The following is a 25,938-nucleotide window of genomic DNA, read 5'->3' as shown; positions in this document are numbered from 1 at the left end:
CCGCGGGGTTGCGGCAATGAACGAAGCTTGCGTTTCCCGACTGCTGCGCACCCTGGCGTGCGTTGTCGTAGCGGCGCTGCCGCTGATGCCTGCGCTGGCGGCGGCGCCCTCGCCGGTACAGGGCCTATGGCTGACTGCGGCCAAGGACGCCGTCATCGCATTTGCACCGTGTCCCGAGGCCGCCAGCGCGATGTGCGGAAAGGTGGTGTGGGACAAGGATGCCGGTACGCCGAAGGACACCTGCGGTGTGCAGATCGCGCGCCTGGAGCGCGACGACAACGGCACCTGGCGCGACGGTTGGGCATTCGATCCGCGTAGCGGCAAGCGCTACAAGGCCACGCTGCGTCGCAAGGGCGACAGCCTGACCCTGCGCGCGTTCATCGGCGCCGAAGTGCTCGGCGAAAACATGCTGTTCACCCGCGTGCAGGTCCTGCCGTCCGCGCCGGTGTGCGCCAGCCACTAGCTGCGTCCAGCGCGGCATGCGCGCGCAGCACCGACCGCCGCGCTTGCGACGGTTCTCACTCACATCCACCGGGGGAATCCAGATGGCGAAGATCCATGTCGGCGCGGTTGTCGCGTGTGCGTTGCTGCAAGGCGCGGCTTGCCTGCCGGCGCAGGCGCAGCAAGCCGACCCGGTGAGCGAAGGCAGCGTGGCCACCTATCAGTTCGACAACCAGCTCAAGCTGATGAGCGAACAGCGCACGCGCGGCATCTCCGATTCGTTGATGCGGCCCTCGGCCAAGTGGAGCACCCAGTTCGTGCATGCCAGCGGGCTGGTCGCCTTGCTGGAAGTGGCAGGGGTCAGCAAGCAGCAGTTCGTCAATGGCGACGGCCTGGGCGTCACCCTGGCGGGCGGGTATCGCTTCGGCAACCCGGACGGCTGGCACGCCGGCGTGGGCCTGGCCACCGAGCGATTCCCGGGGGCGCGCTTCATGGCGCCGCATCGCATCGACCTGGAAACCGGCACGCCGACCGACGTGCGCACGACCAACTACAACAGCGATTTCGCGGTGATGGAGCTGGGCTACGGCATCGTCGAAGGGCGCGTGTTGTATGTGGTGTCCAAGACCTACCGCGGTGCCGATACCGGCGGCGTGTGCGGGCAGATCCTGCGCTTGTCGATCGATCCGACCGCCGCATTGCAGTGCTACGCGCGCGGCGAACAGGATTCGCGCGGTACCGTGTTGGCCGACCTCAATACCCAGTTGCCGTTACTGCCCTCGCTGCTACCGTCCACGACGCTGCGCCTGCATGCCGGCTACCAGAAACTGGCCAACTTTCGCGAAGGCAACTTCGCCGATTACCAGATCGGCATCACCCATCGGCGCTGGGGTCTGGACTGGAACCTGGACTGGCTGACCACCAACACCAACGCGCATCAGTTGTACTGGGTGCAGGATGGCGAGCGGATCCGCAAGACCGACGGCGATGCGCTGGTGTTCTCGATCGGCTACACGTTCTGATGCGCACGCAAACGCTCGCAGACGACACCGGCGGCAATGCGCCGCTGGTGCTGGCGGTGGATCTGGGAACCTCCGGCTGCAAATGCGCGTTGGTGACGCTGGACGGCAAGGTGTTCGCCTGGGCGTTCGAACCGGTGCAACTGCACGTGCAGGGCGTCGCTGCCGAACAAGACCCGCACGCGTGGTGGGACGCGTTCTGCGCCACCGCCGCGGCCGTGGTGCAGGGCGATGCGGCGCTGCGCCGCCGCGTGGTGGCCGTGTGTTGCTCGACCCAGGGCGAAGGCACCGTCTGCGTGGACCACAACGGCCAGGCGCTCGGGCGCGCCATGCTGTGGCTGGACATGCGCGGCCAGGCCGCCATCGCCCGGCGTCTGCAGGGGCGATGGCTCAATGTGCGCGGCTACGATCCGCTGCGCCTGTGGCGATGGTTGCGCCTGAGCGGCGGTGCGCCTGCGCGCAGCGGCAAGGATTGCGCCGGACACATCGCCTATCTGCGCGATCACCAGCCCGTGCGCTATGAGCGCACGCACAAGTTTCTCAACGTGCTCGACTACATGAACCTGCGCCTGACCGGGCGGTTCTGCGCCACCCCCGATTCCATGCTGACCACCTGGGTCACCGACAATCGCGACCCGCACCATATTCGCTACGACGCAGGCCTGCTGGACATGGTCGGGGTGGAGCGCGACAAGTTGCCGGACCTGCTGCCTTCCACTGCGGTGCTGGGTCCGCTGCTGCCGCAGGTGGCCGGGGCGCTGGGCCTGTCGCCGCAGACCGTGGTGGTGGCCGGCGCGATCGACACGTCGGCAGTGGCGGTGGCCGCAGCGGTGGAAGATCACGCCGCGCACCTGTACCTGGGCACCTCGTCGTGGCTGGGCGCGCATGTGCCGCGCATGAAGACCGACGTGCGCAGTACGATCGCCGCGGTGCCGTGCGCGGTGGAAGGGCGCTATCTGGCGATCGCCCTGCAGACCACCGCCGGCGCCAACCTGTCCTTTCTGCGCGACCGCATCCTGTTCCATGCCGACGAGCTGCTCAGCGACGAGCAGCGCCCGGACGTCTATGAAGTGCTCAATCGCATCGCCGCACGCGTGCCCGCAGGATCCAACGGGTTGATCTACATGCCCTGGCTGTTCGGCGAACGCACGCCGGTGGAAGACCCGAGCCTGCGTGCCGGCCTGATCAATCTCTCGTTGATGCATAGCCGCGAGGACATGATCCGCGCGGTGATGAAAGGGGTGGCGTTCAACACGCGCTGGATGATGGAGCCGTTTGCACGCCTGCTTGGCTGCGACCCAGGCACGATCGCTGCGGTCGGCGGCGGCGCCCAGTCGGATCTGTGGTGCCAGATCATTGCCGATGTCAGCGGCCGGCCGATCCGGCAATTGCACAATCCGATCCAGGCCAATGCGGTCGGCGCGGCCTTTATCGCCGGGGTCGGCCTGGGTCGGCTCGGCTTCGGCGACCTGGCGGCACTGCAGCGCCCCCGGCGGGTCTACGAGCCGGATGCGGGCACGCGCGCGCTCTACGACGACCGCTATGCGGTGTTCAAGGACCTGCAGCGCACGTTGGCACCGATCTACCGACGGCTCAATCCCTCCACGCCCGCTCCCGCCCAGGAGGTCGCCGCGCATGTTTGCCCATGAACAACGCCAGCGCGTGGTCGCGCTGTGCATCGAACTGTCGCGCCGCGGCTATCTGGCCGGCACCGGCGGCAATGTCGCCTTGCGCATCGATGCGGAGTGTTTCGCCGTCACCCCCTCGGCGATCGACTACCTGAGCATGCAGGCCGAGGATATCTGCATCGTCCGCACCAAGGACCTGCACCAGCTCGACGGCACGCGCACGCCGTCGGTCGAAACCGGCCTGCATGCGCAGGTGATGCGGCGGCGCGCGGACGTGGGCTGCCGCATCCACACCCACCAGCCGGTCGCCAGCGCCTGCACCCTGCTGGGCGCGCCGCTGGAGGTGACGCAACCGGCGTTGCGCCGGCTGCTTGGCGCACGGATTCCGATCGCCGGCTACATGCCGTCGGGCACCGGCCTGCTGGCCCGGCAGCTGCAGCCCACCGTCAACGCCTATCTGCTGCGCAATCACGGCGTGGTCTGTTGCGGCACCAACCTAGAGGCGGCCGTCACCGTGGTCGAGGCGTTGGAGCTGGTCGCGCGCAGCCACCTGCAGACGCAGATCCAGGCGCGTGCGGCGCGCCAGCCTGACCTCGCTGCGGGCCTGCAGCGGGTGCTGACGGCGCTGGATTCTCACCGGCACACGTCCGGCGCGTCTTCCCTTTCCCAGACATGATGGCACCGACAATGAGCGTGACTTCCGCGATTTCGCAATGGCCCGATGTGGACCAGCTGTATCGCCGCTTCGATGCGTTGGTCAAACAGCCGATGCGGCCGATCCGGCGCGATGGCATGGACAAGGTGATGCGCTACTTCGAGCAGCGCTGCCAAGGCTCCAAGCAGCTGGGCGATGCCGCGCAGCGGGTGATTCCCGGCGGCGTGCAGCACAACCTGGCCTTCAACTACCCGTTCTCGCTGGCGATGCGCAGCGCCGAGGGCGCCTACCTGACCGACGTCGACGACAACCGCTACATCGATTTCCTGCAGGCCGGCGGCCCGACCTTGCTCGGCTCCAACCCGCCGGCGTTGCGCGCACGCGTCAACGAGGTGCTGGACCAGTGCGGACCGGTGACCGGATTGCTGCACGAATACGAGGTCAAACTGGCCGAGCTGGTCTGCGCCAGCATGCCGGCGGTGGAGATGGTGCGCCTGCTCGGTTCGGGGACCGAGGCGGTGATGGGCGCGGTGCGCCTGGCGCGCGCGTATACCCGCAAGCGCTGGATCATCAAGATCGGCGGTGCGTATCACGGCTGGAGCGACCAGTTGGTGTACGGCCTGCGCCTGCCCGGCACCGGCCGCATGGAAGCGATCGGCATTCCGCGTGGGGCGACCGCGCAGACCCAGGAATGCCCGCCCAACGATCTGGACGCATTGCGCCGCAAGCTGCAATTCAATCGCCTGCGTGGCGGGACCGCCGCGGTGCTGCTCGAACCGCTGGGGCCGGAGAGCGGAACCCGCCCGGTGCACGCGGACTACAACCGCCAGGTGCGCGCGCTGTGCGACGAGTTCGGTGCGCTGCTGATCTTCGACGAAGTGGTCACCGGTTTCCGGCTGGGCCCCGGCGGTGCGCAAGGCTACTTCGGCGTTGCACCGGACATCACCGTGCTGGGCAAGTGCCTGGCCGGCGGCTACCCGATGGCCGGGGCGATCGGTGGCCGCCGCGAGGTGATGATGAGCTTGGTGGGCGGCATCGGCACGACCGCGCGGCGCGCGTTTGTCGGCGGCACGCTGTCGGCCAACCCGCTGTCCTGCGTGGCCGGCTATTACGCGTTGCTGGAAGCGCAGCACAACGACGCCGCCGGCCGCGCCGGCCGCGCGGGCGATCGCCTGCGCGCCGGTCTGGAAGCGATCATCCAGCGCCGTGGCCTGCCGTACGTGGTCTACAACATGGGTTCGATCGTGCATTTGCAGACCTCCGGCGTGCTGCTGCTGGACACCGGCAACCTCTACAAGCTCTGGCGCGTGCGCAACGACGCCAAGGCGCGCAAGCACATGATGGAAGAGATGGGCGCGGCGTATTCGGCCCACGGCCTGATCACCCTGGCCGGTAGCCGCATCTACACCAGCATGGCCGACACCGATGCGGTGATCGACGAGGCCTTGAACCGTTTCGACGATGTCTTCGCACTGGTCTGAGCCGATGAACGCCACCGATGCCCTGCGCGACACCTGGCTGCAGACCCGCGAACGGCTGCAGGCCTCCCACTTGCTCGGCGACGATGACGCGGCCTTGTCGGTGCGTTGCCCGGGCGCAACGCTGATGTGGATCGGCAGCGCCGCTGCCTCAACGCCGCTGCTGCTGGATTGGCGCGAGGATGTCGCGCTGGAGGCGGCGCAGCGCCTGCATGCGCAGGTCTATGCGCAGCGTGGCGATGTGGGAGCGGTGGCCTGGTCGGCCGGTGCGTTCGGCCACTGCCTGGCCGACGTCGGTGGCGCGTTGCCGCAGGTGTTCGACGAACAGGCGCGGCATCTGGGGCCGATGCCGCCGCCGGCGCGCGCGGCCGACGCGGCGGCCGCGCTGGCCGGCGGGATCGGCAACGCCGTGCTGGTGGCGCGACGGCCGTTGTGCCTGGGTACCAGTGCGCGTCGCCTGGCGCTGAACATCGCGTTGTTCGAAAAGTGCGCCAAGGCGTATGTGCTGGCGGCGGCGACCGGAGGACCGACCCGGCAGCTGCCGTGGTGGGTGCGTCGCATCGCCAACGGGCGTCTGCGCAAGGACCAGATGGGTGCGGCGGCCGCATTCGCCAAGGGCGCCCTGCCCACCGAAAGCACCGCTTACTGAAGGCATCTCATGCGCAGCAGTCATCCACCCGCATTGTCCGCCGTGGACGTTCCCGCGTCGCAGGGGTTGCCGTCCGGTCTGTCGATCGGTTCGATCGCCCTGCTCATCCTGGGCGTGCAGCCGATCCTGCTGGGAACATTGGTCGAGCAGAAGCTGATCACGCTCTCCGGCGTGGGCATCGTGGCGATGGGGGAGATCGTCGCGCTCGGCCTGGGCGTGGCGCTGGGTGATGCGTTGTTGCCGCACCGCTGGCAACGTCAGGTTGCGGTGCTGGCGGCGCTATTGGCGGCGCTGCTGGATCTGGCCACCACCCAGGCGGTCGGCGACACCGCATTCGTGCTGGTACGCGCAGCTGCCGGCCTGGCAGAGGGGCTGCTGCTATGGGTGGCGACCCTGACCATCGTGCGTGCGGCCAAGCCGGATCGGGTCACCGCGGTGTTCATGCTGACCCAGGCGGTGGCGCAGATCGCACTGGCGAACCTGCTGGCGTGGTGGGTGCTGCCGTCGACCGGCTGGAAAGGCGGCTTCGCGGCGCTGGGGGCGGTGACGCTGTGCGCGGCGCTGCTGACACCATTGCTGCCGGCGACGTTGTCTGCCGTGAGCGCCATTGCGCCGGCGAGCCGCGTGCGCTGGTCGCCGACAACCCTGTTGCCCTTGCTGATTGCCTTCGTGCAGATGGCCGCGACGGGCGCGCTGTGGGCGTACCTGGAACCGTTGGGGCTGCGCGCCGGCCTGGATGCCGGGGCGGTGCAGGCGCACACCTCGCTGGTGCTGGCGATGCAGATCGTCGGCGCGCTGGCGGCGATCTGGTGGGTGCGCCGGCTCGGTCACGCGCGCACCCTGGTGGCCGGCAGCCTGGTGCTGGCGGCGGTGGCGGCCACCATGGCGCGTGCGGCGCCGGCCGGCACTGCCGCATTCACGGTTGCCTGCGTGGGCTTTGGCCTGGTCTGGATGTTCCTGATGCCCTTCCACGTGGGTCTGGCGTTCGATGCCGACGCGCATGGCCGGGTGGCGGTGCTGGTGCCGGCGGTGCAGTTGCTGGGATCGGCAGCCGGCCCCTTGCTCGCTTCGCTGCTGCTGCAGCACGATGATCCGGCCCCGGTACCGGTCTTCAGTCTGGCCGCCGCACTGCTGGCGGCCGTCCTGGCGGCGGCAGCCGGCCGCGACCAGCGCCACCGGGCGCCGCCGACCGGGGCGCAGCCGAGCAAGGGGGATCGATGATCGACAGCGTGTGCGGGATGGGCCGCAACGTGCCGGCGCGTCTGGCGCGACGGCCGCGGTGTCGTTTTCAGTGGTTGCGCTTGCAGCAGGGGCGCGCGCGTCATGCACGCTGACCTGGACGTCTGCGCCGAGGGCATCGCGGCATTGTTCGCTGCCCAGCAGCCGGTGGCCGCGGCCTGGCGCAGCTCCACCGCCGCGCAGCGGCGCGAGCGCCTGCGCGCGTTGCGCAGCGCGCTGCTGGCGCGGCGGCAGGCCCTGTATGCCGCATTTGCCGGCGACTTCGGCAAGCCGGCGCTGGAAGTGGAGCTGAGCGAGCTGTTGCCGGTGGTCGACGAAATCGCCGCCGCCATCGCCGGGCTGCCGCGCTGGATGCGCCCTCGCAAGGTGTCGCCCACCTTGCTGACGCTGGGCACGCACGCGCAGATCGGCTACCAGCCCAAGGGCCGCTGCCTGATCATCGGCCCGTGGAATTATCCGGTTGCCACCGTGCTCGGGCCGCTGGTCTCGGCGCTGGCGGCAGGCAACACCGCCATGCTCAAACCGTCCGAATTCACCCCGCAGGTCAACGCGGTGCTGCGCGAGCTGCTGGCCGAGGCATTCGACCCTTCCGAAGTGGCGATGGTGCAGGGTGGCGTGGCGACCGCGCAGCGCTTGCTGGCCTGCCCGTTCGACCATGTGTTCTTCACCGGCTCGCCGGCAGTGGGACGGCAGGTCATGGCCGCCGCCGCCGCCCAGCTGGCCTCGGTGACGCTGGAGCTGGGCGGCAAATCGCCGGCCATCGTCGACCGCAGCGCCAACCTGGAGCGCGCCGCGCAGGTGCTGGTGTGGGGCAAGCTGGTCAATGCCGGGCAGACCTGCATCGCGCCCGATACGCTGTTCGTGCATCGCGAGGTCCGCACGGCGCTGCTGCAGCGGTGCCGTGAACTGCTGGCGCAGCGCTACGGCAGCAGCGCCGCGGCAGTGGCTGCCAGCCCCGACCTGGCGCGCATGATCCATGTCGGCCATGCGGCGCGCTTGGCGGCCTTGATCGATGAAGCGCGCGCTGCCGGCGCCGAGCTGGTGGCCGGCGGCGAGCATGACGTGGGCCAGCGTTTCATCGCCCCGACGGTATTGGCCGATGTTCCGGAACACGCGCGCATCGCGCAGGAAGAAATCTTCGGCCCGGTGCTGCCGGTGGTGACCTTCGACCATCTCGACACGGTGCTCGCCGGGCTCGACGCCGCCGCCAAGCCATTGGCGCTGTATCTGTGGAGCAACGATGCCGCACAGGTCGCCCGCGTGCTGGCGCGCAGCAGCTCCGGCAGCGTGGTGGTCAATCACTGCCTGCAGCAGTTCATGCACACCGGCTTGCCGTTCGGCGGCATTGGCCAGTCGGGAATCGGCAGCGCGCATGGCGTGCATGGATTCAAGGCGTTTTCGCACGAGCGTGCGGTATTGCGCGGCGGCCGCCTGCTGACCGCCCGTGCCTTCTTTCCGCCGTATCGGGAATGGCAGCAACGCGTGGCCACCGCATTGACCGCCTGGCTGGCCCGCCGATGACGCGCGCGCCACAGATCGCCCGCGACGCAGCGCGTATGATGTGGCTCTGGCAAACACCGGCCGTGCACGCGCATGGCTTGGCGGTGGCATGGCGCTACTGCAGACGATGGACGCCGCCTGGCCGGCGCGATGCAGCAGCGACGCAACGGCTCAGGTGCAGTCGCGGTGGTCTGGCCGACGCATCACTCCGTGTTCGAGGAATCCCCCGCCCATGTCCACGACCAAGTCCCGTCCGCGCGCGCCGCTCAAGGCGCCCGCGCCCAGGCTGACCGGCAACAAACTTCCGGCCCAGCATCGCGCGATCGAGACCTACGAACATATCCTGGCGGTCACCGCGCAATTGCTCGGCGATGTCGGCGTGGAACGGTTGTCCACCAATCTGGTCTGTGCGCATGCCGGACTGACGCCACCGGCGCTGTACCGCTACTTTCCCAATAAATATGCCCTGTTGTCCGAGCTTGGCACGCGCCTGATGCAGCGGCAGAACGCGCTGGTGCCCAAGTGGATCACGCCGCAGGCGATGTCCGGTTCGCGCGAACAGGTGCAGCAGGCGCTCACCGGCCTGGTGCTGGACACCTACCGGGTGACCAAGGCCACCGAGGGCGGGGTCTGGATCCTGCGCGCGCTGCGTGCGGTGCCGGCCTTGCAGCAGGTGCGCCTGGACTCGCACGCGCAGGTCACCAGGGCGCAGGTGCGCATGCTTGCCGATTTCTTTCCCGATGCAGACCCGCGCCAACTGCGTCTGGTCAGCCGCATCGTGGTGGACCTGATCTATGCGACCGTGGAGCTGCTGTTCGATGTGCGATTGAGCAGCCGGGCAGTGGCCGAGACAGTCGGCACGATGATCGCCGGCCACGTCGAGCAGCTGCGCGATGCAACGGCCGATGTGCCCAAAGGCAGTGCTGTGGAGCATCGGCGACATTCGCCACCGGCACGGCGTTCAACCCGCGCTGGGTGATGGGCCGGCAGCGGGCGCGGTCGTCAGAGCTTGCGCGAAGGACGCGCCTTCCACGTACTGAGGCGTTTGCCGGGTGCAATGCGGTACTCGCAGGTGGTGCCGAATGCCGCAGGCAAGCCCGCGCCGCATGCAACGCTCAGGGCACCGGCGGCAGCACGAGCAGATCCTGCAGTTCCGGTCCGCCGCCGCGGTTGCCGCTGCCCGCGGCGATGTAGAGATCCCCGCCCACCTGTGCCGCCTGCGTGCCGTGCCTGCCGCGCGGCAGGGCCGGACCGGTCTCCCACCGCGCCGTGGCCGGGTCGTAGAACTCCACCTCGGCATGGCCGGCGACCTGGGCTGTGCTTTCACCGCCCAACAGCATGACCCGGCCGTGATGCGCGACGGTTGCCGCGCCCGCGCGCGGGGTAGGCAGCGTGGCATCGGCCACCGACCAGGTGGCCTGCCGCAGATCGTAGATATCCAGCTGCGGGATCGTTTGCGACAGCGTGTCGCCGGTGTCGTGCGAAGACCGGCGCCCGCCGCCCGCGTAGAGCTTGCCGTCGAGCACCACCGCCTGGAAGTGATCGCGCGCATGCGGTGCATCGGGCAGGCGCGTCCAGCGCTGGGTCCGGGTGTCGAAGGCGTCCAGCCAGGGCACATAGCCGCTGTTGTGGCCACGCGTATTGCCGCCCACCAGATACAACACCCCGTCGTGCGCGACGGTACCGGCCGAACCGCGGCGGCGATCGGCAGGGATCTCTGCGCCCACCTGCCAGCGGTCGGTGGCCGGGTCGTAGATCAGCAGATGCGTCAACGCCGCTTCGTTGGGATAGTCGCCGGTAAACCCGCCCACCAGGTAGAGCTTGCCCGCCCAGACCGCTGCCTGGGCGTGGTTGACGGCCAACGGCGGTGCGCTGCCGCGCGACCAGCGCCGGGTGCGGATATCGAAGATATCCAGCGGGCGTTCGCCGCGACCGCCGAGCAAATACAGTCGCTCGCAGATGGCGGCCATGCTGTTTTCGTGGCGTGCGTGCGGCTCGCCCTGGGCCTGCACCGAGCGCCATTGCCACTGGTCGATTGATCCGGCTGGTTCGAGGTCATTGGCCTGGCCGCTGGCAGGCACGCTTGCGGTCACCACGAGCAGGAACACCGCGCAGAACGACGTTGCCAAGCGATGCATCGATGTTCCTTTGGTGACCAGGAGCGGCCAGTCTACTCACCTGTCAACGCACAGCCACAGCAGAAAGCGGACAGAGCCGCGACGCACGTGGCGACCACGACGGGTGCAGCGCTGCCACGGTCGACGATGACAGTGGTCGATCATCTGCACTGCTGTGGTCCTGCCGGATACGCAGCGCACTTCACCAAGCGCTGCGCCTACGCGACTGACAGGTGCCCGGTAGATGCCGCCTCTTCACGTCCAACAGCACCGCGTATGCGAACACTACCGCTACCGCAATGACAGGAGATCTGCGTGACGCGTTCCTCGACACCTTCCCGCTCGGCGACAACGCCGCCCAAGAGCGTCGCCGCTGCAGCGGCGCGTGGACTGCGCCTGCGCGAGCGGCACGGCCGTGGCGGGACCGCCGTTGGTGTGGCGCGTGCGCGCGATCTTTCCGCGCAAAAGTCGCTGTCTGCACAGACCATTGGACGCATGCATTCGTACTTCGCGCGACACAGCGTGGACAAGAGCGGCAAGGGCTGGGCGGATGCCAAGGCGCCATCGGCCGGCTACATCGCCTGGCTGCTCTGGGGCGGCGATGCAGGCCAGCGCTGGGCAGCGCGTGTGTACGCGCGCCTGCAGGAGGCAAGGGCGAAAAAGGGGGCCAGCAGCGGAGACGGCTCGAAAAAGACCGCAGCAAAGAAGACCGCAACCAAGCAGGCCGCGGCAAGAAAAACCGCGACGAAGAAGTCAGCAAAAAAGACGGCTGCGAAAAAGACCACACCGAAGAAGCGCGCCACGAAAAAAACAGCGGTCGCGAGCGCTTCTGCCAGAAAGACTTCAGCGTCCAAGGTCGCACGCAAGGCAAGCGAGAAAGCTGCAGCACGGAGCCGCGCGGCTGAGAAGAACAGCGCGACCAAGAAAGCGCCATCAAGGCGCACTGCGGCCAAGAAGAGCACCTCCACAGCTGCCAAAAAGCGTGCAACCAAGACGTCCGCGCCCTGGAACACGTCCAGCCCGAAGGGCGCTTCGCATTCCAAGCCACTGTCTCCATCGCAGAAGACCCAGGCCCGCAAGCGCGCAAAAGCCGCAGGCCGGCCATATCCGAACCTGGTGGACAACATGGCCGTCGCCAGCAAGCGCAGCACGAGCAAGCGTGCGGCCAAGTCCAGCGGCGCGAAAAAGCGTGCAGGAACGAAATAGAGGTATCGGTAAAGCGCGTTGCACAGTGCATGCTGCGCTCAGCGGCGTGCGGAACATGCCCGTGTCGTGTAGGCATGCTGCCGGGCCTGAGGCAGTGCCGACTAAGCTGTGGAGCGGTGGCGTTTGCTGTCGCCCCGGCATCGGTCCGAGCAGTACTTCACCTCGTCCCACACACGCTCCCACTTCTTGCGCCACCGAAACGGCCGCCCGCATTGCGCGCAGACTTTCTCCGGTAGATCCTGTTTTTTGCGCGCTGCCATAGGCTGGGAGGATCAGGACATGTGTCGGTGAAGCGGGGTGCAAGCATGTCATAGCGATGTCCAATGCAACACGCCGTCTCGGACTTCATGCAGGCAACTGCTGGAGCACAGCGGTACAGGGCGTTGGGAGACAAGCGCACGCGCTTTGTTATGGTTTGCGGGAAGCGGTTTGGCGGCACGTCTGCGACATCGGAAGGCGGCACGCTCACAGCGACCGAGGACGGTCTGATCCCGTCACCGCCCGCCAGCGCTTTTGAGGCGCGTGTGCGAGCGAGCCTGTCACTTCCATCGAGCTGCTCACATGAGCGCTTCTGAAACGTGGACCCATGGAGATTGGTAATGGACACCAGCATCAACGTAGAGGCGCAAACCATCCCAACCCTGCCGAGCCGCTCGATTCCGCAGACGGTGGCGTTCTATCGGCAACTGGGCTTTGTCGGCGATGCGCATCCGCATGATGCAGGTTACGCAATCCTGCGACGTGGCGATGTGGAGCTGCACTTCTTCGCGCATCCGGATCTGGAGCCGGCCGACTGTTATGCGGGCTGTTACATCAGGGTGGGCGATGTGGATGCCGTCCACGCAGCGATGCAGCTCGCCGCCTTGCCGGAGCGAGGCATTCCACGGCTCGACCCGGTTGGCGACAAGCCCTGGGGCATGCGTGAGTTCGCCATCGTCGATGAGAGCGGCAATCTGCTGCGGATTGGGCAGGTTATCGCGTCAGGGTGATGCATTGCGTGAGCGAGGCGACTGCAATGCTCACCGAACCGATGGCTCCCGCTGGCGCAAGAGATGGCTCTGCGCACCGTCCTACGCGTCACCCATCGATCCAAGTGCCCGTGTCACTTCAGTCGGGGTGGCAGTACCGAGCGCTGCATAAGCCGCCTGCAAGGACGCACAAAAACGCGCGTCCGCGGGCAATGATCCGAACACCGCCTCCAGTGTCAGAAAGGCGGCAACATCATGATCGGCATCGCCAGTCGCATTGCGACCACGCGCGCTGAGGGCATCGTTCATCGGGTCGGCCAGCGCAACGCCGTGCTGTGCCTGCCTGCGGACGAAGTGCAGCCACGCGGCAACGGCCAAGCATAGGTGCTGGATCGGTTGGTCGGTAGCGAGGGCATCGCCGATCGTGCCGAGCAGTCGCACCGGGATTTTCTGCGAGCCGTCCCAGGCGATCTGGGCGAGCAGGTGGCGGATGGCGGGATTGCGAAAACGGGCGAGGATGGCGTCGCTGTAGCCTTGCGCATCAAAGCCGTCCATGGTCTGCAAGGTGGGTGCGATCTCCGCGCGGATCAACGTTTCCAGGAAAGCGGCAAGTTCGCGGTGACGCATGGCGTCGGCCACGGTTTCCAGGTTCAGCAGGCTGCCGAGATACGCCAGCGCCGAGTGCGGCGCGTTGAGCAGACGCAGCTTGGCGCGCGCATAGCCGGCGATGTCTTCGCTCAGGGTGACGCCTGCGCGCTCGAATGCGGGGCGACCATTACAGAAACGGTCTTCGATCACCCACTGGCTGTAGCGCTCGCGCTGGATCGGCCAGGCATCGTGCACGCCAAGCTGATCGTGGATGCGCGCGCGCAGCGCTTCATCGGTGGCGGGCGTGATGCTGTCGACCATCGAGCGCGGGAAGGCGGCGTGCTGCGCGATCCATTCCGCAAGTGCCGGGTCGACCTGCGCTGCGAGCCGCACGACCGCGCGCTGCAGCAGCGTGCCGTTATCGGTGAGGTTGTCGCAGCTGAGTGCAGTGAATGGCGCGGTGCCGTCGTGCATGCGTTGCCGCAGCCCGGCCACGAGGTAGCCGATGGCGCTATGTGGCGTTGCGGGATGGGCGATATCGTGCGCGATGTCCGGATGCGAGAGGTCGAGCGTGTCGCCGGCCAGGCAATAGCCTTTCTCGGTGATGGTCAGCGTGACCAGGCGCACTGCCGGGTCGGCAAGGCGCGCGAGCACGGCAGCGTGTTCGTCTGCGGCGCAGAGCACCTCGCCGATGGCCCCGATGACGCGCAGTTGCGGGTGCTCGTCGAGCAGGGCGAGGGTGTACAGGCCCTCTTGCGGACGTAAGGCATCGCGCACCTGCGGGCGATGCAGCGAGACGGCGCTGATGGCCCAGCTGGGGTCTTCGGCAAGCAGGTCATCGACATAGACGGCCTGGTGAGCACGGTGGAAGGCGCCTGCGCCGAGATGCACGATGCCGATGGTGGTTCTTGCCAGGTCATAGCCGGGCGTTGCAACCACCGGTGGCAATGTGGCAAGGGTGTCGAGCGAAAGACGTGGTGCGTGCATCGTGTCGCCTGCGAGGTAGGAGTGTTTGGAGGAGGGGCTGCGCCGAACCCTCACCCCAATCCCTCTCCCGAGAGGAGAGGGGTTTTGAAGCAATCGCGGCCGAAGGGATTGTTTACCCACGGCCGCATGGCGAGAGTGTCAGCGGCTGCTACTTGTCGGTCACGGTAAAGCGCTGCCTGGCGCGGATATCCGCACTGGAGGCGCCGATCTGCACTTCATAGGCGCCTGGGTCCACCACATACGCCTTGCGCTGCTCGTCGTAGAGTCGCAGTGCATCCTTTGCGTTGATGGTGAAGCCTAGCTCGCGCTGCTCGCCAGGCGTCAGGGCGATACGTTGAAATCCATGTAATTCCTTGCCGGCACGTTCGCGTTGCGGGGTGAGCGGGTGCAGATACAGCTGCACCACCTCATCGCCCGCGCGTTGGCCGGTGTTCTTGACCGTGACCGTGGCAGTGAGCGAGCCATCGGTTGCGATGGTGGTGCGGTCCAGGCGCAGACCGGAATAGGCGAACTGCGTATACGACAAGCCGTGGCCGAACGGATACAGCGGCGTGCCGCCGAAGTAGCGGTAGGTGCGGCCGCGCATGGCGTAGTCGTCGAACGCCGGCAGCGTTTCGCTTTCCTTGTAGAACGTCACCGGCAACCGGCCGCCAGGATTGGCGTCGCCGAACAGCGTGTCGGCCACGGCAGTGCCGCCGCGCTGGCCGGGATACCAGGCCAGCAGGATCGCCGGCAGGTGCTGCTGCGCCCAATCGATGGCCAGCGCCGAACCGGTGGTCAACACCGCCACCACCGGCTTGCCGGTGGCGTGCAAGGCTTCGAGCAGGTCGCGCTGCGGCTTGGGCAGGCGCAGGTCGGTGCGGTCGCCGCCGGCAAAGCCGGGATAGTTCACCTTCATCTCCTCGCCTTCGACATCGCCGGTCAGGCCGCCGACGAAGACCACCACCTCGGCGCTGCGCGCCACGTCCAGCGCTTCCTGCAAGGGCGGCTTGGCCCCGGGTTGGCGCCAGGCCAGGCGCACCGCGGCATCGCGCTCGCCTTCGAAGTATTCCAGCCGCACCTCGTAGGCACGGCCGGCCTGCAGCTGCACGTCGACGCCATCGGCGTGCAGGCGGTCGCTGGTGCTCCAGCGGTCGATCACCGGCTTGCCGTCCAGGTACAGGCGCACGCCGTCGTCGGCTGCCGCTTCCAGGTGGTAGGTGCCGGTGGTCGGCGGGACCAGCTGGCCGCTCCAGCGGATGCTGAAGTTGTCCGCCGGCACCGCTTGGCTTGGCCCGGCTTCGCCACGCGCCAGCAGATTGTCGGTTGGCGAACCACGGTCCCACTTGAAGCCGATCTGCGCATCCACCCGCACCAGGGCCGGCTGACCCGACAAGTCGCGATTGCGGAAGTACTCGCCACGCAAACCGCGCTCGGGCGAGTTGGCCGATGGCCGCAGGTATTGCGGTTCGATCAGCGGCGTGGCGGCCGGATCGTCGCGCCCCTCGACCAGATCGGCGCCGCGCGCATACAGCACCTGCGCATTCGGGGCGGCGGCTCGGATGCCTTGCAGCACGGTGACCGGCGCGGCCGGCGTGCCGTAGTAATTGCCCAGCAGCGCCATGGTGTCGTCGGCGGTGGGGCCGATCACCGCGATGCGCTTGAGCCTGGCGCGTGACAACGGCAGCAGGCCATCGTTCTTCAGCAGCACCAGCGATTCGCGCGCGGTGCGTCGTGCCAGCGCATCGTGCGCCGGCGATTGGTTGACCGAGGCGGGAATCTGCGACCACGGCAACTGCCCGGGCGGATCGAACATGCCCAGGCGCATGCGCGCGGTCATCAAGGTCTTCAACGCGGTGTCGATCTGCGCTTCGTCGATCAGGCCCTGGCGGACCGCCGCCGGCAGGGTGGAGTACTCCTCCCCGCATTCCAGCTCGGTGCCGTGCTTGACCGCCAGCGCGGCGGCTTGTTCGCGGGTGGCGACGATCTTGTGGTGCTTCCAGATATCCACGATCGCCCAGCAGTCGGACACCACGTAGCCCCTGAAGCCCCATTGGTCGCGCAGTACATCCTGCAGCAGGAACTTGCTGGCGCTGGCCGACTCGCCATATACGCGGTTGTAGGCGCCCATCACCGCATCCACCTTGCCGTCCTTGACCAGCGCCTCGAACGCGGGCAGGTAGGTCTCGTACAGGTCGCGCTGGGAGGGGCGCGCATCGAAGTGGTGACGATCGGCTTCCGGGCCGCTGTGCACGGCGAAATGCTTGGCGGTGGCGTCGAGCTTGCGGTAGCGCTCGCCCTGCGCATTCTTCGGTGCGTCGCCGCCCTCGCCCTGCAGGCCCTGCACGAAGGTCACGCCCATGCGCGCGGTGAGGAAGGGATCCTCGCCGTAGGTCTCCTGGCCGCGGCCCCAGCGTGGATCGCGGAAGATATTGATGTTCGGCGACCAGAAGGTCAGCCCCTGATAGCGCTCGTGCTGGTTCTGGCGCAGGAACTGATGATGCTTGGCACGCGCCTCGTCGCTGATCGCGGTGGCGACCTCGTGCATCAGCGGCAGGTCGAAGGTGGCGGCCATGCCGATCGCCTGCGGGAACACCGTCGCCCCGCCGGCGCGCGCCACGCCATGCAGCGCCTCGTTCCACCAATCGTAGGCAGGCACCTGCAGCCGTGGAATCGCCGGTGCGGCGTTCTGCATCTGCGCGGCCTTTTCTTCCAGGGTCATGCGCGACACCAGATCGGCCGCGCGTGCCTCGAAAGAGCGCTGCGTGTCCAGATACGGCGGCGTGGCGGCCTGGGCAGCGCCTGTGGCGCACCCCAATACGAGCAGGACACCCTGCGCGAGCGAACGAAACGGGGTGGGCGGATGCGAAAGCATGGTCAGTCCTGTGAAGGGCGGTCGGGATGCGATTGGGCGAATGGCCCGATCACGCTGCCGACGAAGCCGCCGGCCTTTTCGGTGCTGAGAAAGCTGGCATCGTCGTTGCGGCGTAGCGATTGCCAGCCGCGGCCATCGGCATCGAAGGCGAAGCTATACGCACCGCCATCGCCGCTGATCTGCAGCCGCAGCTGTGCAGTGGCCGGGATGCGGGTCTGCGCCAGCGTGGTGGTGGCCGCGCCATCGCGCTTGTCCAGAAACACCTGCACGGCATCGCCATCGCGACGAATGCCGAGTGCGTACCACGCGGTCGAATTCTGAAATGCCGCCAAGCCTGCACTGACGCCTGCCTGGGTCGGCACCTCCAGTGCGGTGCTGGCGGTGAAACGCATATGTTGTTGGCGGCGTGCGAGAAACGCGGGTGTGCCGGTACCGTCCAGCCCCTGGCTGCTGGCATGCAGCGTCAACCAGCCTGCCCGCGTGCGCAGGTCGGCCACCTCGTGCTTTGGCACGCGCACGGTCAGCCATTCGCGTTGCAGCATGGTGTGATCGAAATCGTCGTGCCAGACGAAGTTGCCCGACAACGGCGCCTGCGTGGCAGGTGCCTTCATGCCAGCGGGCGCCCTGGCGATGTAAGGAATCGGCTGACCGGCCGGCAGGATCGAGGGCCAGCCATCGCGCCACTGCACCGGCAGCAAAAACGTTTCGCGTCCGGTGTTGTAGCGATCGCCGCGATACGGACGGCTGGCGAGAAACACCGCCCACCACTGCCCATCGGACGTATCCACCAGATCCACGTGGCCGGCATTGCTGATCGGGTGTGCGCGCTCGGCCGGCAGGTCGCGTTGGGTCAGGATGGGGTTGTTCGGTGCGGGTGCATACGGCCCCCACACGCTGCGGCTGCGCAACACCACCTGCGAATGCTGCGGCCCGGTGCCGCCCTCAGCGCACGAGAGGTAGTACCAACCGTCGCGTTGATACAGGTGCGGGCCTTCGATCCAGATCGGCTTGCTGGCCAGGTCCACGCCGCCGTTGAGCAACACCTTGCGCGGGCCGACAGGCTGGTTGGTGGCAATATCGAAGCGCTGCATCCAGATGGCGCGATGCCCTTCGTACAGCGGCGTGCCTTCCGGCGGACCATTGTTGAGCAAATAGACGCTGCCATCGGTGTCGAAGAACAAGGACGGGTCGATGCCGTCGATGCTGGGCAACCACGTCAATGCCGACCATGGGCCCGCAGGGTCGCCGGCACTGGCGATGAAATTGCCACCGCTATCGACCGAGGTGCCCACCACGTAAAAACGCCCGTCGTGATGGCGGATGCTGGCGGCATACATGCCGCGCGACATGCGCAGCCCGTCGTAATCGAGCTGCTCGCGGCGGTCGACCACGTTGCCGATCTGCGTCCAGTGCACAAGATCGGTGCTCTCGAACACCGGGATCGCCGGGAAGTACGTAAACGTCGAATTGACCAGGTAATAGCGCTCGCCCACGCGCGTGATGCTGGGGTCGGGGTAGAACCCGGCCAGCACCGGATTGCGGTAGTGCCCGGCCGGCAGCGGCGTGGCGAACACCGCGTCGTCGCCGCGGTACTCGAACCAGTCGAACGCGACATCGGCAGACGCCTGCGCCTGCGCGTTCGCAGGCGCCGCCAAGGCCATCAGCAGCGCGGCACACGTGGCAGAGAGCGCGCGCATCACCAGTCCCACATCGCGCCGTCTTCCAGTCGCGCGATCGGCAGCTGCTTGGGCACGTATGGATACTTCGCTGCGAGCGCTTCGTCGATGTCCACGCCGTGCCCGGGCGTCTCGCCGCAGTGCAGGCGTCCATCGCGGAATTGGTAGTCGTGCGGGAACACCGCATTGGCTTCGTCGGAGTGGAACATGTATTCCTGGATGCCGAAATTGGGTACCCAGGTGTCGAAGTGCAACGCGGCGCCCATGCACACCGGCGAGAGATCGGTGGCGCCATGGAAGCCGGTGCGTACCTGATGCAGCGCGGCGAAATCGGCCAGCCGGCGCACATGCGTGAGACCGCCGGCGTGGACAATCGTGGTGCGGATGTAGTCGATCAGCTGCTGCTCGATCAGGTGCTTGCAGTCCCAGATCGAATTGAACACCTCACCCACTGCCAGCGGCGTCACCGTGTGCTGGCGAATGATCTCGAACGCACGCTGGTTTTCCGCCGGGGTGGCATCTTCCAGCCAGAACAGCCGGTACGGCTCCAGGTCGCGGCCCAGGCGTGCGGCTTCGATCGGGGTGAGCCGGTGGTGCGCGTCATGCAGCAGCTCGATCGCGTCGCCATGATCGGCGCGCAGTTGCTCGAACAGGCGCGGCACGACGCCGAGGTAGCGCGGCGTGGACCACACGGTTTCGGTCGGCAGTTCGCTTTCCGCCGGTTCGTACGGCTTGCCGCCGACGGAAATGCCGTAGGTCTTCTTGATGCCGGGCACGCCGCATTGCGCGCGAATGGCGATAAAGCCCATCTCGCGGAAGCGGCCCACTTCGTCGCTGGTTTCGGCGATATCGCGGCCGTTGGCATGCCCGTACACCAGCGCACCTTCGCGCGAGCGCCCACCGAGCAACTGATACAGCGGCATGCCGGCCATCTTGCCCAGGATGTCCCACAACGCCACATCCACCGCGGCAATCGCGCTCATCGTCACCGGGCCGCGTCGCCAATACGCGCCGCGGTAGAAGAACTGCCAGATGTCTTCGATGCGCCCGGCATCGCGGCCGATCAGATTCGGCACCAGGTGTTCCTGCAGATACGCGGCCACCGCCAGTTCGCGCCCGTTGAGCGTGGCATCGCCCACACCGGTGATGCCCGAGCGCGTGCGGATCTTCAAGGTGACGAAATTGCGCCCCGGACAGGTGACGATGACGCGCGCCTCGACGATCTCGCGGTCGCGGGCAGAACCTTGCAGCGGTGCAGGGGAGTCGGAAGTCTGTGACATCGTGATCTCGCTCAGGGGGAAGAGGTGGCAGTGATGGGAAGTTCGAACGGGCCGGCCGGCAGGCCGCTGCGGTCGTACAAGGTGCACACGGGGCTGTCGGCCCAGCAGTAACGCACCCGGGTGGCCTGCACGCCGGCGGAAAGACGCAGGCGAATCTCGCGCCCGGACAGCGTGGCACTGGCGTAATGGCAGCTGCCGGCCCCATCGCCGCAGAGCTCGAAGCCGATCGGCGCGTCGTTGCCGTAACTCACCAGCGCGGTGTCGACATCGTCGAAGCCGATACGCACGCTCTCGCCGGCGCGACGTGCGCTGCGCGGCACCGGCCCGGAAGGCGCAATCGCCTCGCCATACACCACATGCCGCGCCACGCGCGCCAGGCGCCGGCCCAGCTCCTGCTTGTTGGCCGGATGGATGTCGTAGCGGTCGCCGATATCGATCGCCACCGCCAATCCTGCGTGCGCGTCGCTGGCGACGAAACGCCGCTGCGCCTCGCGCAATTGCGCCCAGCCGCTGTCGGTCGGCTGGGTAGGCGGTGCGCCGTAATTGGCCAGCTGCACCACCAGCAACGGCAGGTCTGCGCCGAAGCGCTGCCGCCAGTCGCGCTGCCAGGCAGTGAGCAAGGCCGGGTAGCGCGCTGCATCGCCGGTATTGGATTCGCCCTGGTACCACAGCACGCCGCGCAGGCCCAGGTGTTCCAGCGGTGCGATCATGCCGTTGTACAAGGTGGTCAGCCCGGCCGCCGACGACCACGGTGCGCGCGGTGGCGTGCCCGCTGCCCGCGGCACGATGCGGTATTGCCAGGGCGCGTCCAGCGCCACTGTGCTGCCATCGGCAAATTGCAGTGCGCGCGATGGCGCATCGCCCAGCAGCCCGCCGCGCCGGTAGGTGTTGAGCACATTGAGCACGATGCTGTTGCGCCCGGCATGCAGCTGCCCGCGCGGCAACGCGTAGCGACGCGGCTGGTCCGCGCCATAGCTGCTGCCCACGCCGTGTCCGTTGACCCAGGTCTGGTCCAGTTCGTCTACCGGCCCCAGCAACAACGTGGCGTCCTGTGCGGCCTGTGCCGGGGTCAGTTCGACGCTGGTGCGGTACCAGACCATGCCATTGAAGCCGACCAGTTGCGGCACGCCCCAGTCGTCCCATGCGCCCAAGGCCGACGGCGCGTTCTGCCAGTCGCCCGGCGCATCCGGCTGCCACGGTTCGCCTTCGCCATGGGCACGCCACCAGCGTTCCCATAGTGCGGCCCAACGCGGTGCGGCCGCGACCGGGTCGGTTGCATAGCGGGCCAGCACATCCAGTGCCGGACCATCGTCGCCGGCGGCACGCAAGGCCTTGTCGCCGATCCAGGCCTGCAGTTGCGAACCACCTCACGACGCATTGATCAATCCCATCGGCACGTCGACCTTCTTCTGCAACTCGCGTGCGAAGTAGTAACAGGCAGCCGAAAAGTCTTTGACCGTCTCCGGTGTGGTGCGCTGCCACGTTGCAGTGCCGCCGAAGCCGCGTTGCGGTGTCGGACTGGATTGTGCGGGCACCTTGAACATGCGGATGCTGGGGTGGTCGGCATCGGCGATCTCGCTGCGCGAATCCAGCGTGCGATGCACCTGCAATTCCATGTTCGATTGCCCCGAACACAGCCAGACATCGCCGATCAGCACATCATCGATCTGCTGCACCGCACCGTTGGCAGCGCTGGCCTTCAGGCGGTACGGGCCGCCGGCGGCGTGCGCGGGCAAGCGCGCCTCCCAGTGGCCTTGCCGGTCTGCGCGAGCCTGCACCTGCGCACTGTCCAGCTGCACGGTCACACGTGTGTCCGGCGCCGCATCGCCCCACAGGCGGATCGGCGCATCGCGTTGCAGCACCGCGTGGTCTTGAAAAATGGGATGCAGCAGCGGCGCATCCGCTGCGCGCGCAAGTTGCGGCAGCAGTAACGCCGACAACGTGCCGATCAGTATCTTGACGCGACATGCGCTCACTTCGGATTCCCCGGTGCATACGGAAATGTCAGTGCCTGGTAATACGCCAGCGGGTGCGCCGGCGGGCTGACGCCTGCAGGCAGCGGGCGCCCGGACACGTTCTGGAAATAGGCGATGCTGGCATCGCGCCACCACTGCGCTTCACGCTGCTGGATCGCCAGGAAATCGGCGACCTGCTGGTAGCGCTGTGCATCGATCTTGCCGGCCAGGCCTTGCCAGGTCGTGCGCATCGCAGTGACCTCGGCCACACCATGGTCGTAATGCCACACCAGCTCGTCCCACAGCGGCCTGCCGGAGGCCATGCGGTGATCCCACCGCACATGATGGAACCACAGCAGCAACGGCTCGGGCGCGCGCTGCACATCGCCGAATACACGCGCCACGGGCGGCGCATATTGCGCAACGGCATTGCTGCCGCTGGCGCTGCGGTCGAAGCCAATCCCGTTGCGGTCGGCGCGGTGGTAATACACCGGATCCCAGTCCGGACGTTCGCTGCCGGCATCCCACGGTGCCGGGCCGTAATGGTGGCCGCGCCCCATCAGGTGATGCAGACCGAGCGGAGTCATGTAGTCCACCACCGCCTCGCGCGAACGCAGCATCATGCCCACCACTGGCTCGACCACCGCCGGATCGTTGGAAAAGGTCATGCGCGTCCATTCCTGCGCAATGGCCTGCGGCGACAGCTGCGGGTCCCACGCCAGCCGCCCGTACGCGTACCAGTTGGCCTGATCGAAGATCGAGCCGCTCCAGTTGCGATCGGCGCCAATATTGGCCACGCCGGCAATACCGGTCAGCCGTGTGCGTTTGCTCTCGGTGAACAGGCGGCCATCCACCGTCTTTGCAACGGTCGAGCCCTTGCCGCGCGCATAGGTGTCGGCTTGCAAGGTCTCGGAAAATAGCGGGCCCAGATACGCAAGGTGAGTGGAAAAGCCGAGATATTCCTTGGTGATCTGAAACTCCGGCATCAATGGCGTCTTGCGCATCGCACCGAACAACGGGTGAAATGGTTCGCGCGGCTGGAAGTCGATGGCCCCGTTTTTCACCTGCACGATCACGTTGTCGCGAAATGCACCATCCAGCGGCACGAACTCGCTGTAAGCCTGCTTGGCGCGATCGTCCGGCTGCTCATGCGAGTGGACAAAGGCGCGCCACATCACCACCCCGCCATGTGGCGCCAGTGCATCGGCCAGCAGGTTCGCGCCGTCGGCGTGGCTGCGTCCATAGTCTTGCGGGCCGGGCTGGCCTTCGGAGTTGGCCTTGACCAGAAACCCGCCGAAATCCGGAATGCGCGCATAGATGGCGTCGGCGGTATCGCGCCACCAGCGCCGTACCTGCGGGTCCAGCGGGTCGGCGGTTTTCAGGCCACCGATTTCGATCGGTGCACTGAAGCGCGCGCTGAGGAATACGGTAATCCCGTACGGACGAAACACGTTTGCCAGGGCTGCCGCCTTGTCGAGGTACTGCGGCGTCAGACTCCAGGCCTTGGCATTGACGTTGTTGAGCACGGTTCCATTGATGCCCAGCGATGCATTGGCACGCGCATAGTCGGTGTAACGCGGATCCAGGTAGCCGGGCAGGGTCTGCCAGTTCCACAGCGACGCGCCCGCATAGCCACGTTCCACCAGACCATCGAGATTGTCCCAATGATTGAGCATGCGTAGCTGCAGGCGTGGCGATGTGCGCACATCCACCGCCGCAAGCGACTGCCCGGTCTGCAGCAGACGCAACAGGTGGAATGTGCCGTATAACACCCCGATATCGCTGCCCCCGACAATGGCGGTGACGCGATGCCCGTCAATTTCGACGCTACGAATGAGATAGCCGTCGCGGCGCAACTGGCCGGCATTGAGCTTCAGGGCCGCAATCTGTGGCGCGCTGGCTGCGCCCAACACGAGTGCGCCATCCTGCGTCACTGCGTCCACGCGCGGCGGTGTGGTTCCCAATAATCCCTGCAGGCCGCGCGCCAGTTCATCGCGTGCTGCGTGCAGGGTGGGCGAGTCGCCAACGACGACCAATTGGCTGGCACTGCCGCGCAATTGCGTGGCATTGGCGAGCGGTTGGTAGCGCAACCATAGATCGTAGCCATCTTCGGCATGCGCGCTTGCGGTGACCAGCAGGCCACTGCATAACAGCGCCAGCCACATCGATGCCGGCAGCGTAAATGCGCCGACACCGATGCCATGTCGCTTCATTGCAGACCCGCTCATGCGGCATGCTCGAGCGTCACGGGCGCATGCAGGCGCATATCGCCGCTCTGCCTGCTTCCCGGTACCATGGCTCGCACCGTCATACCTGCACTCGGCGTCCGTGTTACCGCAGCAGCGCCCGTGCATCCCGCAGCTTTCGCACGCATTTGAAGAGGCCACGCTTGGAGAAGGTCAGGAAATCGGTCCGCCGCACCAGCCGCGCGACCACCATCGACGAGGTGGCAGCGCTGGCAAAGGTCTCGCCGATGACGGTCTCGCGCGTGGTCAACAACACCGGAAGCGTGCGCGATGCCACCCGCGAACGGGTCATGCGCGCGGTCGACAAGCTCGGCTATACGCCCAATCTTGCCGCCAGCGCATTGGCGGCCGCGCAGAGCACGCGGATTGCGTTGATCTACAGCGATCCCAGCGGCGCCTACTTGCGCGAGTTGCTGCTGGGCGTGTTGCGGGTGGCATCGCGTACGTCGATCCAGCTGGTGATCGACTGCTGGGACGATCTGGACGCCGATGCCGAACGCAAGGCGGCGCGCAAGCTCGCCAAGGGCGTTGCCGGTGTGATCCTGCCGCCGCCGTTGTGCGAATCCAGGGCCGCAGTGCTGGAGTTGGTGCGCGCCAAGGTGCCGGTGGTGGCGATCGCCTCCAACCATTTCAGCCCGGATGTCGCATGTGTGCGCATCGACGAATTCGCTGCAGCCAAAGAGATCACCGAACACCTGATCGCACAGGGGCATACGCGCATCGGCTACATCGCCGGGCATCCGAATCTGTCGGCCAGCACGCGGCGCTTCGAAGGCTTTCAGGCGGCGTTGGCCGACGCCGGGCTGCGTCTGGATCGGCACCTGGTGCAGCCGGGCGATTACACCTACAAATCCGGCCTGGTCGCCGCGGAGAAGTTGCTGGCGCGCAAACGTCGCCCCAGCGCCATCTTCGCAAGCAACGACGACATGGCCGCCGCGGCAATCTCGGTCGCGCACCGGCGCGGTCTGGATGTGCCGCGCGATCTGTCGGTGGTCGGGTTCGACGACACCTCTGCCGCCACTGCGGTGTGGCCGGAAATCACCACCGTGCAGCAGCCCATCGCCGCCATGGCCGATGCCGCGCTGGACATCTTGCTGAAGACGATTCGCGCCAAGGAGCGTACGGCAAGGATGGTCGATCATGTGGTCGCGCACCTGCTGGTCAAGCGGGATTCGGTAGCCGCACCGACAGCGGACGATGCGGCCGAGTAAACGTAGCGATCAGATCACTGCATGCCGCAAGCCGGATGTGATCGTCTCGCAGGCCTGCATGCAACACGCCAGGGTTGCCGGTGTGCGCTCACGTCGCTGTGGCCGCGCATCACATTGGCAGCCAGTGCTGGCCGCCGCAGTGTGGTCGCAGGCCCACCGTCGCGATGCAGGCAGTGCTTGCACGCGCCAGGTGAGGCGAAGCGCGTGCAGTGGCAATGCTCAACGCGTCAGATACTGATTG

20 protein-coding genes and 1 pseudogene are annotated in these 25,938 nt (G+C 67.1%); 11 read left to right on the top strand and 10 right to left on the bottom strand.

Features of this window, described 5'->3' with window-relative positions; translation table 11 throughout:
- Positions 1-16: 16 nt before the first annotated feature.
- The 9 genes from J7360_RS17740 (at position 17) to J7360_RS17700 (ending at position 9,588) form a co-directional block, all read left to right on the top strand.
- Positions 17-463: a DUF2147 domain-containing protein gene (locus J7360_RS17740; RefSeq protein ID WP_057662060.1), complete on the top strand. Its 447-nt coding sequence runs from the start codon at positions 17-19 to the stop codon at positions 461-463.
- 82 nt (positions 464-545) lie between these two features.
- Positions 546-1,463, top strand: coding sequence for a TorF family putative porin (locus J7360_RS17735; RefSeq protein ID WP_022560398.1), 918 nt, complete (start codon positions 546-548; stop codon positions 1,461-1,463).
- Positions 1,463-3,109, top strand: a complete 1,647-nt coding sequence (locus tag J7360_RS17730) for an FGGY-family carbohydrate kinase (protein WP_209034358.1) — start codon at positions 1,463-1,465, stop codon at positions 3,107-3,109. The genes J7360_RS17735 and J7360_RS17730 overlap by 1 nt, the downstream gene beginning before the upstream one ends.
- Positions 3,096-3,764 (top strand): class II aldolase/adducin family protein, encoded by a 669-nt coding sequence (locus J7360_RS17725; RefSeq protein WP_209034356.1) that lies wholly within the window; start codon positions 3,096-3,098, stop codon positions 3,762-3,764. The genes J7360_RS17730 and J7360_RS17725 overlap by 14 nt, the downstream gene beginning before the upstream one ends.
- A gap of 11 nt (positions 3,765-3,775) precedes the next feature.
- Positions 3,776-5,224, top strand: coding sequence for an aminotransferase class III-fold pyridoxal phosphate-dependent enzyme (locus J7360_RS17720; RefSeq protein ID WP_057662051.1), 1,449 nt, complete (start codon positions 3,776-3,778; stop codon positions 5,222-5,224).
- A 4-nt stretch (positions 5,225-5,228) separates the two neighbouring features.
- Complete coding sequence (locus J7360_RS17715; protein ID WP_209034354.1) at positions 5,229-5,870, top strand: hypothetical protein; 642 nt, start codon at positions 5,229-5,231, stop codon at positions 5,868-5,870.
- A 78-nt stretch (positions 5,871-5,948) separates the two neighbouring features.
- On the top strand, positions 5,949-7,091 hold the full coding sequence (locus J7360_RS17710) for an MFS transporter (protein ID WP_126215707.1): 1,143 nt from the start codon (positions 5,949-5,951) through the stop codon (positions 7,089-7,091).
- Between the two features lie 102 nt (positions 7,092-7,193).
- Entirely contained in the window at positions 7,194-8,630 is a 1,437-nt protein-coding gene (locus J7360_RS17705) for an aldehyde dehydrogenase family protein (protein ID WP_057662045.1), read from the top strand.
- Between the two features lie 211 nt (positions 8,631-8,841).
- The gene (locus J7360_RS17700) at positions 8,842-9,588 is read left to right on the top strand and encodes a TetR/AcrR family transcriptional regulator (protein WP_057662042.1); all 747 of its coding nucleotides are present in this window, start codon (positions 8,842-8,844) and stop codon (positions 9,586-9,588) included.
- Between the two features lie 136 nt (positions 9,589-9,724).
- Here the strand turns inward: J7360_RS17700 and J7360_RS17695 are convergent, their stop codons facing one another.
- The 3 genes from J7360_RS17695 to J7360_RS17685 all read right to left on the bottom strand — a co-directional run bounded on the left by J7360_RS17695 (position 9,725) and on the right by J7360_RS17685 (position 12,192).
- Positions 9,725-10,747 (bottom strand): ring canal kelch, encoded by a 1,023-nt coding sequence (locus J7360_RS17695; protein ID WP_057662038.1) that lies wholly within the window; start codon positions 10,745-10,747, stop codon positions 9,725-9,727.
- Positions 10,748-11,298: 551 nt separating this feature from the next.
- Positions 11,299-11,805, bottom strand: a complete 507-nt coding sequence (locus J7360_RS17690; RefSeq protein ID WP_042675525.1) for a hypothetical protein — start codon at positions 11,803-11,805, stop codon at positions 11,299-11,301.
- A 228-nt stretch (positions 11,806-12,033) separates the two neighbouring features.
- On the bottom strand, positions 12,034-12,192 hold the full coding sequence (locus tag J7360_RS17685) for a DUF2256 domain-containing protein (protein ID WP_003485006.1): 159 nt from the start codon (positions 12,190-12,192) through the stop codon (positions 12,034-12,036).
- Positions 12,193-12,531: 339 nt separating this feature from the next.
- Between J7360_RS17685 and J7360_RS17680 the strand changes: the two genes are divergently transcribed.
- Positions 12,532-12,921 carry a VOC family protein gene (locus tag J7360_RS17680; RefSeq protein ID WP_007965423.1) on the top strand — a complete coding sequence of 130 codons (390 nt, stop codon included), beginning with the start codon at positions 12,532-12,534 and terminating at the stop codon, positions 12,919-12,921.
- An 81-nt stretch (positions 12,922-13,002) separates the two neighbouring features.
- Here the strand turns inward: J7360_RS17680 and J7360_RS17675 are convergent, their stop codons facing one another.
- The 7 genes and pseudogenes from J7360_RS17675 to J7360_RS21685 form a co-directional block, all read right to left on the bottom strand.
- On the bottom strand, positions 13,003-14,475 hold the full coding sequence (locus J7360_RS17675) for a mannitol dehydrogenase family protein (protein ID WP_209034352.1): 1,473 nt from the start codon (positions 14,473-14,475) through the stop codon (positions 13,003-13,005).
- A 148-nt stretch (positions 14,476-14,623) separates the two neighbouring features.
- Positions 14,624-17,329, bottom strand: coding sequence for a glycoside hydrolase family 3 protein (locus J7360_RS17670; RefSeq protein ID WP_057662033.1), 2,706 nt, complete (start codon positions 17,327-17,329; stop codon positions 14,624-14,626).
- Positions 17,330-17,331: 2 nt separating this feature from the next.
- Complete coding sequence (locus tag J7360_RS17665) at positions 17,332-19,026, bottom strand: glycoside hydrolase family 43 protein (protein WP_057662084.1); 1,695 nt, start codon at positions 19,024-19,026, stop codon at positions 17,332-17,334.
- Entirely contained in the window at positions 19,026-20,285 is a 1,260-nt protein-coding gene (gene manD, locus J7360_RS17660) for a D-mannonate dehydratase ManD (protein WP_022560384.1), read from the bottom strand. The genes J7360_RS17665 and manD overlap by 1 nt, the downstream gene beginning before the upstream one ends.
- An 11-nt stretch (positions 20,286-20,296) precedes the next feature.
- Positions 20,297-22,261: pseudogene (locus J7360_RS17655) on the bottom strand (sialate O-acetylesterase).
- Positions 22,258-24,453, bottom strand: coding sequence for an alpha-glucuronidase family glycosyl hydrolase (locus J7360_RS17650; protein WP_209034374.1), 2,196 nt, complete (start codon positions 24,451-24,453; stop codon positions 22,258-22,260). The pseudogene J7360_RS17655 and the gene J7360_RS17650 overlap by 4 nt, the downstream one beginning before the upstream one ends.
- Before the next feature lie 118 nt (positions 24,454-24,571).
- Entirely contained in the window at positions 24,572-24,778 is a 207-nt protein-coding gene (locus J7360_RS21685) for a hypothetical protein (protein WP_008577822.1), read from the bottom strand.
- Between J7360_RS21685 and J7360_RS17645 the strand changes: the two genes are divergently transcribed.
- Positions 24,687-25,697, top strand: a complete 1,011-nt coding sequence (locus J7360_RS17645) for a LacI family DNA-binding transcriptional regulator (RefSeq protein ID WP_234708370.1) — start codon at positions 24,687-24,689, stop codon at positions 25,695-25,697. The genes J7360_RS21685 and J7360_RS17645 overlap by 92 nt on opposite strands.
- The last annotated feature ends 241 nt before the right edge of the window (positions 25,698-25,938 follow it).

The sequence above is a fragment of the Xanthomonas sp. D-99 genome, from assembly GCF_017746145.1.
GTDB lineage: Bacteria > Pseudomonadota > Gammaproteobacteria > Xanthomonadales > Xanthomonadaceae > Xanthomonas > Xanthomonas cissicola.
This window is presented reverse-complemented; position numbering and strand designations above follow the sequence as displayed.

Bases quoted from the DNA above. Each gene is read 5' to 3' on its own strand.
- J7360_RS17740 (WP_057662060.1), top strand. From the start codon at position 17: ATGAACGAAGCTTGCGTTTCCCGACTGCTGCGCACCCTGGCGTGCGTT.
- J7360_RS17735 (WP_022560398.1), top strand. From the start codon at position 546: ATGGCGAAGATCCATGTCGGCGCGGTTGTCGCGTGTGCGTTGCTGCAA.
- J7360_RS17730 (WP_209034358.1), top strand. From the start codon at position 1,463: ATGCGCACGCAAACGCTCGCAGACGACACCGGCGGCAATGCGCCGCTG.
- J7360_RS17725 (WP_209034356.1), top strand. From the start codon at position 3,096: ATGTTTGCCCATGAACAACGCCAGCGCGTGGTCGCGCTGTGCATCGAA.
- J7360_RS17720 (WP_057662051.1), top strand. From the start codon at position 3,776: ATGAGCGTGACTTCCGCGATTTCGCAATGGCCCGATGTGGACCAGCTG.
- J7360_RS17715 (WP_209034354.1), top strand. From the start codon at position 5,229: ATGAACGCCACCGATGCCCTGCGCGACACCTGGCTGCAGACCCGCGAA.
- J7360_RS17705 (WP_057662045.1), top strand. From the start codon at position 7,194: ATGCACGCTGACCTGGACGTCTGCGCCGAGGGCATCGCGGCATTGTTC.
- J7360_RS17700 (WP_057662042.1), top strand. From the start codon at position 8,842: ATGTCCACGACCAAGTCCCGTCCGCGCGCGCCGCTCAAGGCGCCCGCG.
- J7360_RS17695 (WP_057662038.1), bottom strand. From the start codon at position 10,747: ATGCATCGCTTGGCAACGTCGTTCTGCGCGGTGTTCCTGCTCGTGGTG.
- J7360_RS17685 (WP_003485006.1), bottom strand. From the start codon at position 12,192: ATGGCAGCGCGCAAAAAACAGGATCTACCGGAGAAAGTCTGCGCGCAA.
- J7360_RS17680 (WP_007965423.1), top strand. From the start codon at position 12,532: ATGGACACCAGCATCAACGTAGAGGCGCAAACCATCCCAACCCTGCCG.
- J7360_RS17675 (WP_209034352.1), bottom strand. From the start codon at position 14,475: ATGCACGCACCACGTCTTTCGCTCGACACCCTTGCCACATTGCCACCG.
- J7360_RS17670 (WP_057662033.1), bottom strand. From the start codon at position 17,329: ATGCTTTCGCATCCGCCCACCCCGTTTCGTTCGCTCGCGCAGGGTGTC.
- J7360_RS17665 (WP_057662084.1), bottom strand. From the start codon at position 19,026: ATGCGCGCGCTCTCTGCCACGTGTGCCGCGCTGCTGATGGCCTTGGCG.
- manD (WP_022560384.1), bottom strand. From the start codon at position 20,285: ATGTCACAGACTTCCGACTCCCCTGCACCGCTGCAAGGTTCTGCCCGC.
- J7360_RS17650 (WP_209034374.1), bottom strand. From the start codon at position 24,453: ATGAAGCGACATGGCATCGGTGTCGGCGCATTTACGCTGCCGGCATCG.
- J7360_RS21685 (WP_008577822.1), bottom strand. From the start codon at position 24,778: ATGACCCGTTCGCGGGTGGCATCGCGCACGCTTCCGGTGTTGTTGACC.